At 47.3% G+C, this 13,200-nt stretch carries 12 protein-coding genes and 12 tRNA genes; 22 read left to right on the top strand and 2 right to left on the bottom strand.

What is annotated here, in order from left to right; translation table 11 throughout:
- Positions 1-17 precede the first annotated feature (17 nt).
- From AT705_RS16305 to AT705_RS16235, 15 genes are all read left to right on the top strand, one after another.
- Positions 18-626: a 50S ribosomal protein L25/general stress protein Ctc gene (locus AT705_RS16305; protein WP_058797377.1), complete on the top strand. Its 609-nt coding sequence runs from the start codon at positions 18-20 to the stop codon at positions 624-626.
- 19 nt (positions 627-645) lie between these two features.
- Positions 646-1,230, top strand: a complete 585-nt coding sequence (gene pth / locus AT705_RS16300; protein ID WP_049864750.1) for an aminoacyl-tRNA hydrolase — start codon at positions 646-648, stop codon at positions 1,228-1,230.
- 117 nt (positions 1,231-1,347) lie between these two features.
- Entirely contained in the window at positions 1,348-2,439 is a 1,092-nt protein-coding gene (ychF, locus tag AT705_RS16295) for a redox-regulated ATPase YchF (protein WP_049864749.1), read from the top strand.
- A gap of 244 nt (positions 2,440-2,683) precedes the next feature.
- Positions 2,684-2,760: transfer RNA gene (locus tag AT705_RS16290), tRNA-Met, on the top strand.
- Positions 2,761-2,799: 39 nt separating this feature from the next.
- Positions 2,800-2,884: transfer RNA gene (locus AT705_RS16285), tRNA-Leu, on the top strand.
- A 39-nt stretch (positions 2,885-2,923) separates the two neighbouring features.
- Positions 2,924-2,998: transfer RNA gene (locus AT705_RS16280), tRNA-Gln, on the top strand.
- Positions 2,999-3,000: 2 nt separating this feature from the next.
- Positions 3,001-3,077 (top strand) — tRNA-Met (locus AT705_RS16275).
- 4 nt (positions 3,078-3,081) lie between these two features.
- Positions 3,082-3,166 (top strand) — tRNA-Leu (locus AT705_RS16270).
- Positions 3,167-3,307: 141 nt separating this feature from the next.
- Positions 3,308-3,382, top strand: a tRNA-Gln gene (locus tag AT705_RS16265).
- Between the two features lie 19 nt (positions 3,383-3,401).
- Positions 3,402-3,486, top strand: a tRNA-Leu gene (locus AT705_RS16260).
- A gap of 141 nt (positions 3,487-3,627) precedes the next feature.
- A tRNA-Gln gene (locus AT705_RS16255) sits at positions 3,628-3,702 on the top strand.
- A gap of 95 nt (positions 3,703-3,797) precedes the next feature.
- A tRNA-Leu gene (locus AT705_RS16250) sits at positions 3,798-3,882 on the top strand.
- Between the two features lie 118 nt (positions 3,883-4,000).
- Positions 4,001-4,075 (top strand) — tRNA-Gln (locus AT705_RS16245).
- A 37-nt stretch (positions 4,076-4,112) separates the two neighbouring features.
- Positions 4,113-4,197: transfer RNA gene (locus tag AT705_RS16240), tRNA-Leu, on the top strand.
- Positions 4,198-4,325: 128 nt separating this feature from the next.
- Positions 4,326-4,410 (top strand) — tRNA-Leu (locus AT705_RS16235).
- 128 nt (positions 4,411-4,538) lie between these two features.
- Here AT705_RS16235 and AT705_RS16230 read toward each other — a convergent pair.
- Entirely contained in the window at positions 4,539-5,702 is a 1,164-nt protein-coding gene (locus AT705_RS16230) for an FAD-dependent oxidoreductase (protein ID WP_058797376.1), read from the bottom strand.
- Between the two features lie 326 nt (positions 5,703-6,028).
- Here AT705_RS16230 and miaB point away from each other — a divergent pair, with 326 nt between their 5' ends.
- The 5 genes from miaB to lnt are packed head-to-tail and all read left to right on the top strand — an operon-like array spanning position 6,029 to position 11,515.
- Positions 6,029-7,462 carry a tRNA (N6-isopentenyl adenosine(37)-C2)-methylthiotransferase MiaB gene (miaB, locus tag AT705_RS16225; RefSeq protein ID WP_010386551.1) on the top strand — a complete coding sequence of 478 codons (1,434 nt, stop codon included), beginning with the start codon at positions 6,029-6,031 and terminating at the stop codon, positions 7,460-7,462.
- Positions 7,463-7,515: 53 nt separating this feature from the next.
- Complete coding sequence (locus AT705_RS16220; RefSeq protein WP_058797375.1) at positions 7,516-8,598, top strand: PhoH family protein; 1,083 nt, start codon at positions 7,516-7,518, stop codon at positions 8,596-8,598.
- Positions 8,598-9,056: an rRNA maturation RNase YbeY gene (gene ybeY / locus AT705_RS16215; protein WP_049864746.1), complete on the top strand. Its 459-nt coding sequence runs from the start codon at positions 8,598-8,600 to the stop codon at positions 9,054-9,056. Before AT705_RS16220 ends, ybeY begins: the two co-directional genes overlap by 1 nt.
- 22 nt (positions 9,057-9,078) lie before the next feature.
- Positions 9,079-9,957, top strand: coding sequence for a CNNM family magnesium/cobalt transport protein CorC (gene corC / locus AT705_RS16210; protein WP_058797374.1), 879 nt, complete (start codon positions 9,079-9,081; stop codon positions 9,955-9,957).
- Positions 9,935-11,515: an apolipoprotein N-acyltransferase gene (gene lnt, locus AT705_RS16205; RefSeq protein ID WP_058797373.1), complete on the top strand. Its 1,581-nt coding sequence runs from the start codon at positions 9,935-9,937 to the stop codon at positions 11,513-11,515. Before corC ends, lnt begins: the two co-directional genes overlap by 23 nt.
- Before the next feature lie 31 nt (positions 11,516-11,546).
- On the opposite strand, the gene AT705_RS16200 is transcribed toward lnt, so the two are convergent.
- Positions 11,547-11,891, bottom strand: coding sequence for a hypothetical protein (locus tag AT705_RS16200; RefSeq protein ID WP_058797372.1), 345 nt, complete (start codon positions 11,889-11,891; stop codon positions 11,547-11,549).
- A gap of 517 nt (positions 11,892-12,408) precedes the next feature.
- Between AT705_RS16200 and AT705_RS16195 the strand changes: the two genes are divergently transcribed.
- Both AT705_RS16195 and AT705_RS16190 read left to right on the top strand, forming a co-directional pair.
- The gene (locus AT705_RS16195) at positions 12,409-12,675 is read left to right on the top strand and encodes a helix-turn-helix domain-containing protein (RefSeq protein WP_058797371.1); all 267 of its coding nucleotides are present in this window, start codon (positions 12,409-12,411) and stop codon (positions 12,673-12,675) included.
- Positions 12,659-13,177 carry a GNAT family N-acetyltransferase gene (locus AT705_RS16190; protein ID WP_058797370.1) on the top strand — a complete coding sequence of 173 codons (519 nt, stop codon included), beginning with the start codon at positions 12,659-12,661 and terminating at the stop codon, positions 13,175-13,177. The genes AT705_RS16195 and AT705_RS16190 overlap by 17 nt, the downstream gene beginning before the upstream one ends.
- Positions 13,178-13,200 lie beyond the last annotated feature (23 nt).

Raw genomic sequence — 13,200 nt, 5'->3', positions numbered from 1 at the left:
AATAATTGGAGACACTCATGTCACAATACGTATTAAACGCTGAAGTACGCGAAACTCTGGGTACTGGTGCGAGCCGCCGCCTACGTCGCGCTGAGAAAGTTCCTGCTATCCTTTACGGTGCAGGCAAAGACGCTGTTTCGCTTACTCTTGAGCACAACAAAGTTATCCAGATGCAAGAAGACGAAGGTTTCTACACGCACATCCTGACTCTGAACATCGGTGGTGAGTCTGTTGAAGCTATCCTGAAAGACATCCAACGTCACCCGTACAAGCCTAAGGTAACTCACCTTGACTTCCAACGCGTTGACGCTTCTCAAAAGCTTCACACTAAAGTTCCTGTTCACTTCATCAACGAAGAAGCAGCGACTAAAGGCGGCAACACGATTGCTCACCACGTAACTGAAATCGAAATCACATGTCTGCCAGCTCAGCTTCCTGAGTTCGTAGAAGTTGACGTAGCAGCTATCGAAGTTGGCGCAACTGTACACCTTTCAGACATCGCACTTCCAGCTGGTGTAGTTTCTGTTGAGCTTGCTAAAGGTGCAGACCACGACCAAGCGGTTGTGACTGTAAACGCACCTAAAGGCGGCGCTGCTGAAGAAACAGCTGAAGAAGCTGCTGAATAATTTTTAAGGTGTTAGCACCTTGAATACTATTCAAATGCTAGTGGGCCTGGCAAATCCAGGCCCCGAATATGCAAACACCCGTCACAATGCCGGGGCTTGGTTTATCGAAGAACTGGCCAGGCGCTACAACGTCCCTCTCAAACCTGACTCCAAACATCATGGCCTTAGCGGCAAGCTGATCCTGAACAATCAGGAATTTAAGCTTCTTATCCCAACCACTTTTATGAACCTGAGCGGTAAAGCTGTAGGTAGCCTGGCTAATTTTTATAAAATACCGCCTGAGCAGATCCTGGTTGCACATGATGAAATGGATATGGACCCCGGTGTCGCCAAACTCAAAAAAGGCGGCGGTCATGGCGGACACAATGGTCTGAAAGACATTATCGCCAAACTGGGCAATAACAAAGAGTTTATGCGTCTACGCATTGGGATTGGCCATCCTGGGCACCGAGATAAGGTGACAGGCTGGGTACTGGGCAAGGCGCCTCAGGCAGATCAGGAAAAAATAGATGCAGCGGTGGATGAAGCCGTACGTTGCATGGAAATCCTGGCCAAAGACGGTGTGTTAAAAGCACAAAATAGACTACATTCTTTTAAGCCGTAACACCGACGTACAAGTCCCGTTACTGCTGTGATTGATCGCTTAATATCAGTCGCAAGATATAAAAATCCGGCCATGCCGGATTTTGTCCGATTGATAGCAAATTAAAGGTTTTAAACTATGGGTTTTAAATGTGGCATTGTTGGCCTGCCTAACGTTGGTAAGTCAACCCTATTCAATGCATTAACCAAAGCGGGCATCGAAGCCGCGAACTTCCCTTTTTGTACTATCGAACCAAACACGGGCGTTGTTGCCGTTCCGGATCCTCGTCTGGATCAACTGGCTGCGATTGTTAATCCACAAAAAACCATTGCCACAACGATGGAATTTGTTGATATTGCGGGTCTGGTAAAAGGCGCATCAAAAGGTGAAGGTCTTGGTAACCAATTCCTGGCAAACATTCGCGAAACCGATGCGATTGGTCATGTAGTTCGTTGCTTTGAAGATGAAAACATCGTACACGTGTCTGGTCAGGTAAACCCGGCGGATGATATCGATGTTATCAACACAGAGCTTGTGTTATCCGATATGGAAGCAGCCGACCGCGCAGCGCAACGCAATGCGAAAAAAGCCAAAGGTGGCGATAAAGACGCTAAATTCCAAAACGAAGTTTTGGAAAAAGTCAAAGCACACCTTGATGAAGGTTTAACACTGCGCTCATTGGAACTGACTAAAGAAGAGCTGGCTGCAATCAAGCCACTGAACTTCTTAACGATCAAACCGACTATGTATATCGCCAACGTCACTGAAGATGGTTTTGAAAATAATCCATTTTTAGACAAAGTACGTGAAATTGCCGCAGCGGAAGACGCTGTTGTAATTCCAGTCTGTGCTGCGATTGAGTCTGAGCTGTCTGAACTTGAAGAAGAAGACAAGCTTGAGTTTATGGCCGACCTTGGTCTGGAAGAGCCGGGGCTTAACCTGGTGATCCGCGGTGGGTACGAGCTACTAAAACTGCAAACCTACTTTACTGCTGGTGTAAAAGAAGTACGTGCATGGACCATTCCTGTCGGTGCAACTGCGCCACAAGCAGCAGGTAAGATCCACACTGACTTTGAGCGCGGTTTTATTCGTGCACAAACCATTGGTTTTAATGATTACATTGAATACCAGGGCGAAAGCGGTGCTAAAGACGCAGGTAAAATGCGTCAGGAAGGTAAAGATTACATCGTTAAAGACGGCGATGTGATGAACTTCTTGTTCAATGTCTAAGTAACGCACTCAAGACTGACAGGCAAAACCTGTCTAACAAAAAGCGCCTCATGGCGCTTTTTTTGTCTTTCTATTACACTGGACGCGAAATTATTAGCCTAATTGCATTAAAAACACGCTGGTTCGCTTAATTTATCTGCAAACAAACTATGTTAGGTATTTTTTTGCAAAAAAGGTGTTGACGACATACGACCATATACGCATAATACGCCCCGCATCAGCGATGATGAGAAATTAAAGAGATGGCTATGTAGCTCAGCTGGTTAGAGCACATCACTCATAATGATGGGGTCCCCTGTTCAAATCAGGGCATAGCCACCATGCTTTAATTACTACCAAAACTCATCTAGCTAGCAAGACGCGGAAGTGGCGGAATTGGTAGACGCGCTGGATTTAGGTTCCAGTATCTTAGGATGTGAGAGTTCAAGTCTCTCCTTCCGCACCATGTTCTTTTAAGTCAGAACTAAAACAGATTTATTTTCGTTGGAGTATCGCCAAGCGGTAAGGCAGCGGGTTTTGATCCCGCCATTCCCAGGTTCAAATCCTGGTACTCCAGCCAATGGCTATGTAGCTCAGCTGGTTAGAGCACATCACTCATAATGATGGGGTCCCCTGTTCAAATCAGGGCATAGCCACCACGTTGCGGAAGTGGCGGAATTGGTAGACGCGCTGGATTTAGGTTCCAGTATCTTCGGATGTGAGAGTTCAAGTCTCTCCTTCCGCACCATGTTCTCGATAAGAACTAAAATAATCAACTTTTCGTTGGAGTATCGCCAAGCGGTAAGGACAGAAGAGAGAGGTTTTGACCCCTCACTCATCCACCCCCAGATTCAAATCCTGGGACCAACATTTAGGTTTGAGTTTTCGTTGGAGTATCGCCAAGCGGTAAGGCAGCGGGTTTTGATCCCGCCATTCCCAGGTTCAAATCCTGGTACTCCAGCCATCTCTTATGAGATAAAAATGCGGAAGTGGCGGAATTGGTAGACGCGCTGGATTTAGGTTCCAGTATCTTCGGATGTGAGAGTTCAAGTCTCTCCTTCCGCACCATGTTCTCGATAAGAACTAAAATAATCAACTTTTCGTTGGAGTATCGCCAAGCGGTAAGGACAGAAGAGAGAGGTTTTGATCCCTCACTCATCCACCCCCAGATTAAAGTCCTGGGACCAACATTTAGGTTTGAGTTTTCGTTGGAGTATCGCCAAGCGGTAAGGCAGCGGGTTTTGATCCCGCCATTCCCAGGTTCAAATCCTGGTACTCCAGCCATCTCTTACGAGATAAAAATGCGGAAGTGGCGGGATTGGCCAGATGTCTTGAACTAGACGCTGGGTTTAGTTTCCAATATCAAAGCGAAAAAATATGCGGAAGTGGCGGAATTGGTAGACGCGCTGGATTTAGGTTCCAGTATCTTCGGATGTGAGAGTTCAAGTCTCTCCTTCCGCACCATGTTCTTCAAGTTAGAACTAAAACTCTTGATTACGCTTTTTATTTCTGTAGTATCAAGCGTTAAGAAGAAGGATATTATCGATTTAGATTTATCTGGATTCAAGATTTGAATTATTGCTGGAGTATCGCCAAGCGGTAAGGCAGCGGGTTTTGATCCCGCCATTCCCAGGTTCAAATCCTGGTACTCCAGCCATCTCTTCACAAGATGAAAATTCAGTTAAATATACGATGCGGAAGTGGCGGAATTGGTAGACGCGCAGGATTCAGGTTTCTGTAACTTCGGTTGTGAGAGTTCAAGTCTCTCTTTCCGCACCATTTAACTCTTATCTTGAAACTTTTCTTTTTTAAAACTAAATACTCGATGCGAAAGTAGCAGAATTGGTTGTTGTCGATTAAGACGCAGGATTCAGGTTTCTTTTTCATTAGTAAGCTAAATATACGATGCGGAAGTGGCGGAATTGGTAGACGCGCAGGATTCAGGTTTCTGTAACTTCGGTTGTGAGAGTTCAAGTCTCTCTTTCCGCACCATTTAGTTCTAATACATCCAAAATTCCATTTTCATTCCTCAGAAACATCCCAATTATTTTTTCATTTTCACTATAATTTTCATTTAGTTTTATTGCCTTGCTATCTGTTGTTCCTATTATGAATGACGTCTAAACGACGCCACCCATTGCATGTTTCAATACTTCACGTTTAATTGGACCGGCATGATTAGCCACTTTTAACACCAGGTTGCGTAAATGCTTTAATGGTGCGATTTCGTTAGAGAAGCCAAAATAACACGCATCCATCATGCTCATCATCATCAGATTGTCGTTACGACGGCTCCGCTCATAGCGGCGCAGCAAGGTGGCGTTACCAATGTCGTCAGCGCCTTCCAGTACGCTTGCCAGCGCAGCCACATCCTTGAATCCTAAATTAACCCCCTGCCCAGCCAGTGGATTGATGGTATGTGCTGAGTCGCCAATCAAGACAACGCGCCCCTGATGGTATTGATTAGCATGTTGTCTGGCTAACGGAAATACCGCGCTTTGCAACACCTCAAACTCACCGGGTAAATCGAAGAAGTGATTTTGTATCTCCTCCTTTAACTGTGCATTCGATAACGTCTTCATCTGCGCCAACTCATTGCCATGGTGATACCAGATCAGATTGGCGTACGGGTATTGCATAGGCAAAAAGGCAATCGGTCCGGACGGCTTAAACTGCTGCCAGGTTTTTACCTGCTGCGGTGCATCCAGTTTGATCAGCACACCCATACAATGCTGCTGATATTGCCAACCGGTCACCCCAATGCCAGCCAGTTTGCGTACCACAGAGCGCCCTCCGTCAGCTGCTAAGAGTAAATCGGCCTGATAGCTTTGCTCCGGGTAAATCAACTCAACCGAATCAGTATCTTGCTTGATTGCCTGAGGCGTGCCAGAAACCTGCTCGACCTGAATGCCAAGGCGTTCGAATTGTGCCCATAAACTGGCCTGAATAAGACGATTTTCGACAATGTGGCCTAAATGCGTTGCAGCCAGCTCCTCGCAATCAAATAACAGGCTGTTATTTTCCTGCTCATACGCTTCGAGCTGTTGATACGGTGCCAGCCTGGCATTGCGAAGCATCGGCATTGCCTGTAGCTCATCCAGCAAGGCTTCTGAAAAGCGATTAATGGCAGAGACTCGAATATCAATGGTGTCGTCTGTCAGTGCCTGCATGGCATCCAATGGGTGCGTTTCGAGCACTGTGACTGCCAGACCTTGCTGCGCGAGCTTCACAGCAGCTGCTGCGCCAACCATGCCACCACCGACTATCAGCACTTTGTTTTTCATACCCTTTTTCCTTAGTTCAGCTTGCTAAGTTATATCCCGCTATTGTAACCCAATTCGTTCTGAAAGGTTTATTGCCCTGCATATTGTAGCTGAGCAAATACAAGATGCCTTGATCTTGGTTTTTAAAGTTAAAAACTATACTTGGCTAGTGTCATTAGGTCATATAAAATACGCGTCCTTTAAACTAATTTCACACAAGATCCTGGCAAGGATACAGACTATGCTCTGTATTGATTCAGGAGATGAGCGGGTCGGCTTAGTGGCATTAGTTGTTTTAGCGTCGCACATCGTGCTATTCACCGAGTTGAAAACGAGGCATTATTTCAATGAGTAAAAAGTTGCATATCAAAACCTGGGGCTGTCAGATGAACGAGTATGACTCCCAGAAAATGGCGGATCTGCTTGACTCCACCAATGGCTATCAGCTAACAGAAGAAGCTGAACAAGCGGATGTGATCCTACTCAATACCTGTTCAATTCGTGAAAAAGCACAGGAAAAAGTATTTCACCAACTGGGTCGCTGGAAGTTGCTAAAAGACGATAACCCGGATCTGGTCATTGGTGTCGGTGGCTGTGTGGCCTCCCAGGAAGGCGACACAATCCGCCAACGTGCGCCATTTGTCGATATCGTTTTCGGCCCGCAAACTTTGCACCGCCTGCCTGAAATGATTAAACAGGTCCAAAGCAAGCAAGGCTCTGTGGTCGATATTTCATTCCCGGAAATCGAAAAGTTCGATCGCCTGCCAGAGCCAAAAGCAGAAGGCCCGAGTGCGTTCGTATCCATAATGGAAGGCTGCTCTAAATACTGTACTTTCTGCGTTGTACCTTACACGCGTGGTGAGGAAGTGAGCCGTCCTCTTGATGATGTTTTACTTGAAGTTGCTCAACTGGCAGAGCAAGGTGTGCGTGAAGTGAACCTGCTGGGTCAAAACGTAAATGCCTATCGCGGTGAAATGCATGATGGCGAAATTTGCTATTTCTCCGATCTACTGCGCTTTGTCGCGGCGATCGATGGCATCGATCGCATTCGTTACACCACCTCACATCCGGTTGAGTTTACACCTGATATCATCGATGCATACGCAGACGTACCAGAACTGGTAGATCACCTGCACTTGCCGGTTCAAAGTGGCTCAGATCGCATTCTGAACCTGATGAAGCGTGGCCATACGGCGCTGGAATACAAGTCTACGATCCGTAAACTGCGTAAGATCCGCCCGAACCTCAGCATGAGTTCAGACTTCATCATTGGCTTCCCGGGAGAAAGCAAAGCGGATTTCGAAGCGACCATGAACCTGATCAACGACATTGGCTTTGATATGAGCTTCAGCTTTATCTATTCAGCCCGTCCTGGTACACCAGCATCGGATCTGCCTGATGATGTAACCGAGCAAGAAAAGAAAGAGCGTTTGTACTTGCTGCAAAATCGCATCAATCAGATGGCACAGGACATCAGCCGTAAAATGCATGATACTGAGCAACGCATCCTGGTTGAAGGCCCTTCGAAAAAGAACCCAATGGAATTACGTGGCCGCACCGAGAATAACCGGGTTGTGAATTTTGAAGGTCCACACTCAGTGATCGGTCAGTTCGTTGACGTACGTATCACTGAGGCGCTGCCCAATTCATTGCGTGGTGAACTGATCAGAACCGAAGCTGAGATGGACCTACGCCGGGATGTTGCACCTTCGGATATCTTAAATCGTGCACCAGCAGAACCAGAAGCCAATGAACTGGGTGTTGCGACCTTTACACCTTAGTCTTGGAATTTCGACGCCAGCTGATGCTGGCGTCTTGTTATTAGGAAGTTGTTTTGAGTAACCAAGTCAAGAATATCGAATTTTATCTGGAACCCTCCGACAATCACCGCCTATCTTCTTTATGCGGGCCTTTTGATGACAACCTGAAGCAAATCGAACGTCGTCTGGGCATTGAAATTACCCACAGAGATAACTGGTTCAAAGTCACCGGTCAACCGGTTGTGGCTAAGGCTGCGGTCGACATTTTGAAATCCCTGTATGTAGAAACTCAGCCCGTACGCGGCAAGTTTGTCGATATTGAGCCAGACCAGGTTCATTTGGCTATCACTGAGGCCAACTGCCTGGAGCAAGAAGCCCCTGATGTGTGGGAAAAAGAAGTCTTTATCAAAACACGCCGTGGTGTGGTCAAACCCCGTAACCCCAACCAGAGTCAGTATGTGGCCAATATTCTGACCCATGACATCTGTTTTGGTATCGGTCCGGCAGGTACAGGTAAAACCTACCTGGCAGTAGCGGCGGCGGTAGATGCCCTGGAACGTCAGGAAATTCGTCGTATTCTATTGACTCGTCCAGCTGTTGAAGCGGGTGAAAAGCTGGGTTTCTTACCTGGCGACCTGACACAAAAAATAGACCCTTACTTACGTCCGCTTTACGATGCTCTGTTTGAGATGTTGGGCTTTGAAAAGGTCGAGCGTCTGATCGAAAAGAACGTGATAGAAGTTGCACCGTTGGCGTACATGCGTGGCCGAACACTAAACGATGCCTTTATTATTCTGGATGAAAGTCAGAATACCACCACAGAGCAGATGAAGATGTTCCTGACCCGGATTGGCTTTAACTCGAAAGCCGTGATCACCGGAGACATCACCCAGGTGGATTTGCCTCGCGGCGCACGTTCCGGACTTCGTCATGCCATTGATGTACTCGGTGAGGTCGACGAGATTTCGTTTAACTTCTTTAAATCTCACGATGTCGTACGTCACCCCGTTGTGGCGCGCATTGTTGAAGCCTACGAGAAAAAAGAAGAAGCCGAGCGAAAGGAAAAGTTTAATAAACAACAGGCAAGATTACAGGCACAGGCCAATTCCGCGCCTGCCAATGCGCAATCAGATGCCAACAATGAGGAGCGCACCTAATGTCGCTTGAGGTAGATCTACAGGTCGCCTGTGAATTCACCAACTTACCCTCTGCTGAGCAGTTTCAGCTATGGGCTGAAAAAGCATTGCTTGCGTATAAGGAAGAGGCCGAAGTCACTATCCGCATTGCAGATGAAGCGGAAAGCCAGGAGCTGAACAGCCAATATCGTGGCAAAGACAAGCCCACTAATGTGCTGTCATTCCCTTTCGAAGCACCGCCTGGGATTGAGTTGCCACTGGTTGGCGACCTAATTATTTGTCCTCAGGTTGTTTTTCGAGAGGCCGAAGAACAGGAAAAAACTTTCCACGATCATTTTGCCCATATGGTGGTACACGGGTGCTTGCATTTGTTGGGCTTTGACCATATAAATGAACAGGACGCCGATGAAATGGAAAGTCTTGAAAAAGAATTCTTAGCCGATCTGGGTATTGCTGACCCATATCGAGATGACGTTTAACCGACTGGAGTAACACACCGCAATGAGCGACGAAAACTCGCAAAGTAGTCAGGGTTCTTCTAGCAAGACCTGGCTGGGACGCATCACACAGATGCTGCAAGGGGAACCCCAAAACAAAGAAGAGTTGGTAGAGGTAATTGCCGACGCACAGGAAAGAGCCCTGATCGATCCTGAAACCAAAGACATGATGGAAGGCGTACTCAGTGTCTCTGAGTTAAAAGTCCGCGACATCATGATCCCGCGTTCACAAATGGTGACGCTGGATATTGATCAGGACCTGGAGTCGCAGTTACCCGCAATGGTTGAATCAAGCCATTCGCGTTTCCCGGTCATTTGCGAAGACAAAGATCATGTCGAAGGCATTTTGCTGGCCAAAGATCTGTTACCCCTGATTGTTCAGCGTGACAGTGAATTACCAACTATCCGCGAGTACCTGCGTCCGGCGGTTGTGGTTCCTGAAAGTAAACGTGTTGATGCACTGCTCAATGAGTTTCGGCAAAAGCGCTACCACATGGCCATTGTCATTGATGAGTACGGAGGCGTTTCAGGCCTGGTGACTATTGAAGACATTCTTGAGACCATTGTCGGTGAAATCGAAGATGAACACGATAATGAAGACGAGCAGCAAGCTATTCGTCAATTATCTAAGCACGTGTTTAACGTTCAGGCTCTGACGCCATTAGATGAGTTTAACGAGTACTTCAAAACAGAGTATGATACGCAGGAAGCAGACACCATAGGCGGGATCATCTTACATGCATTTGGCCATATGCCAAGCCGGGGCGAAACCATTGACATTGCGCCATTGCAGTTTAAAGTCACCAATTCGGACAATCGCCGCATTTTGCAGTTACAGGTGACGATGCCAAAAACCGAACATGTTGAAGACGTTCTCGAATAAACTCACCACCCTATTTACTGACAAGTTTGCGTGGCTGGCACTGCTTAGCGGTGCCTCACTGACTTTCAGTTATGCCCCGTTTGGGCTCTGGCCCATCACCTTTGCTGCGCTTGCAGTTGCGTGTTTTGTCGCGGATCAACCATCTACTCAACAATCCGCTAAATATGGTTTTTTATTTGGCTTTGGCTGGTTTGCAGCCGGGATAAGCTGGGTACATGTGTCCATTGCGCAGTTCGGTGGGTTGCCCTTACTTGCTTCGCTGTTATTAATGGGCCTGCTCTGTGCCTATCTGGCTATTTATCCTGCGCTGGCTTTCGCACTGGCGACACGCTTCTCAGATAAACCCTGGCAACGTGTAGCATTGCTGCTCAGCGGGTTTGCGATATTTGAATATTTACGTGGCACTTTACTGACCGGGTTCCCCTGGCTCAGTTTTGGCTATAGTCAGACCGATTCACCACTGAACATGCTTGCCCCCTGGATTGGTGAGTTTGGCCTGACTCTGGTGTGTGTGTTGTTTGGTGCGCTGCTATATTATCTGCTCCGACATAAGTGCTATCAATTTACTGTGTTCGCCCTGATGCCTCTGTTAGTACTCTCTGTTGTGACTCGCACGACAAACAACCCGGTTGAATATACGGGCGAGCAAACCCGCATCTTATTGGTTCAGGGCAATATTCAACAAAGTCTGCGCTGGGAGCCAGAGCAATTCTGGCCGACCATGTCAAAATACCAGGATATGACCCGGCCACTGTGGCAACAAGCCGATCTGGTTGTCTGGCCCGAAGCGGCTATTCCGGAGCTTGAAGACTTAGCCTTCGACTTTTTACACAACCTGGACAAAGCGGCTGCTTTCAATCAGAGCGCGTTAATCACGGGCATTCCTGATTATCAGTTTGACACCCGCAATGTTTACAACACCCTGATTGTCGTGGGTAAACAACAGGCAGATGACGAACAGGGTCATTATCAGTACCTGCACACAAACCGCTATCAAAAACATCAGCTGCTCCCCATCGGAGAGTTTGTCCCTTTTGAAAAGTGGTTGCGGCCGGTTGCCCCCCTGTTCAATCTGGCCATGTCTTCCTTCTCCCGGGGTGACGCACAGCAAGCGAACCTGATAGCCAATGGGTTACATGTTCTGCCTGCTATCTGCTACGAAATTGCCTTCAGTGAACTGGTCAGAAACAACTACACCAGTCAGTCTGACATTCTCTTTACCGTCAGCAATGACGCCTGGTTTGGGGATTCACACGGCCCGCATCAGCATATGCAAATAGCCCGCATGCGTGCGCTGGAACTACAACGCCCTCTGGTTCGGGTAACCAACAATGGGATCAGTGGGATTTATGATCCACTCAGTCAGACACAGCACACCTTGCCTCAGTTTGTTGAGGAGACAATGTTACTGGACGTGAAACTGATGCGTGGGGACAGCTTTTATAGTCAGCATGGCAATAAGTGGGCCTGGCTCTTGGTGGCCACTTTGGTGGGGCTGGTATTGCTTAAAAGAAGTACCATCTGGCTAAAATTAAGAATGGAGCGTGATTACTTGTAGTTAGCGCACGCTCCGGGCAACGACCAGGGGATTACTGATTTACACGTAAATGATAAAGCCCGTGTCTGTGGAAACTGCTCCAGTTTGTGGCGGTACAGCTATTAAACTCACCATTCTTAAACCACAGAGTGACTGTTTTATCGGCCATGCTTGCCGCCAACATTTGACTAAAAATGACACGACATGATTCAGCTGTAAATGAGCCCGATTTTTGTGTCACGTTACATACATAGTTCGCTTCACCTAAGCCTGTCACAGTCAGATAAACCGATCCGCCAGGCGTGATATCGACCGCTTTAACTTTTCCCCAACAGTCGTATGCCTGAGCAGATAAGCTTGCAGCGCATAACGCTAGCGTTGTTATTATTTTTTTCATCTATGATTTCCTTGTTATTGATTTTTAAGGGTTGCTACAATAGCAGCACTCATATTACCACACCCTTTATGGAAACAAACACACTCTGCTTGCTGACAAGGCGACACCACACAAACTCAGCTCAGAAAACGCATCGAGAGGCAAAAAATAAAGCAAGCCAATTAGCTCTATGTGGTTCGAATATCATGAACAAACGCCACTATCACTCAGTGCGATAAGGGCCTGCACCTCAACAAAAACCAATTGAGGCGTTTTCGATAAATCTGCGCCATATAGGAAAGCGTGTGCATCTTTTCGGTGCAACATCACAATTTTTCATCCCAATGAAAAGCCCAACACTCTAATTTATAACGCTTTAAATTCTTGGCATGTAACTTTCTTACCCCTGTGCAAACAAGCGTAATAGGAGCATATGAAATGAAGTCCTGGTTAGACACACTCACCCTCATCTGGCGGATAGACTACAGTGTATGGCCACCCAGTGACTCTGTGTTCAATCACAGTTCGGAGCGATGACATGGCGACTAAATTTTCCCCCACTCACCCCAGTGTCCAACGGGCTGTTCATATGGTGCAGAGTCAGCAGCTAACCATTCACGAAGCAGCTAGCCAGTTTGCCTTGTCGCAGCGAACACTCTATACTGCACTGCGAAGCAAACATCCCCAAAATCAGTCGCACTATGCGCTGCTTTTAGAACAAAAACAACATCTGGAATTTCAGCTAAGCCAGATCTGTAAAGAGCTAGCAAGCATGAAGGAGTGTGACCATGCCACTCATAATTGAACCCCTTGCCGAGCTCACCCCCAAGCTGCAACAAGCACTTGCATGTCAACTACAGGCCTGTGTTGCCGAGGGCGCATCGCTTGGGTTCTATCACCCAATCTCAGAACCGCAAATGGTCAACTACTGGTCCCGGGTGAACACTGAGCTGTTCGCCAGCACACGCGTCTTACTGGCCGCTTATATAGATCAACAGCTGGTTGCTTCTGTACAACTGGTGCCTTGTCAGAAACAAAATGGCCGACACCGGGGTGAAGTAGAAAAGTTACTGGTACATCCGGCTTATCAGCGTCAGGGGATTGCCCGTCAACTCATGCAATATCTTGAGGCATACGCAAGCCAGCTGGGTATTACGCTACTAGTACTGGATACACAAAGTGGCGATAAGTCGGAGCAGTTTTATCAGGCAGCTGGATTCAACAAAACCGGGGAAATTCCGTTTTACGTAAGCAACCAGCAGGGTGAAAAATTCGCTACAAGTTACTATTACAAGCAACTGTGTTAGTGCGATAGAGTTTTGACACTTAG

Source organism: Pseudoalteromonas rubra, assembly GCF_001482385.1.
Taxonomy (GTDB): Bacteria; Pseudomonadota; Gammaproteobacteria; order Enterobacterales; family Alteromonadaceae; genus Pseudoalteromonas; species Pseudoalteromonas ardens.
This window is presented reverse-complemented; position numbering and strand designations above follow the sequence as displayed.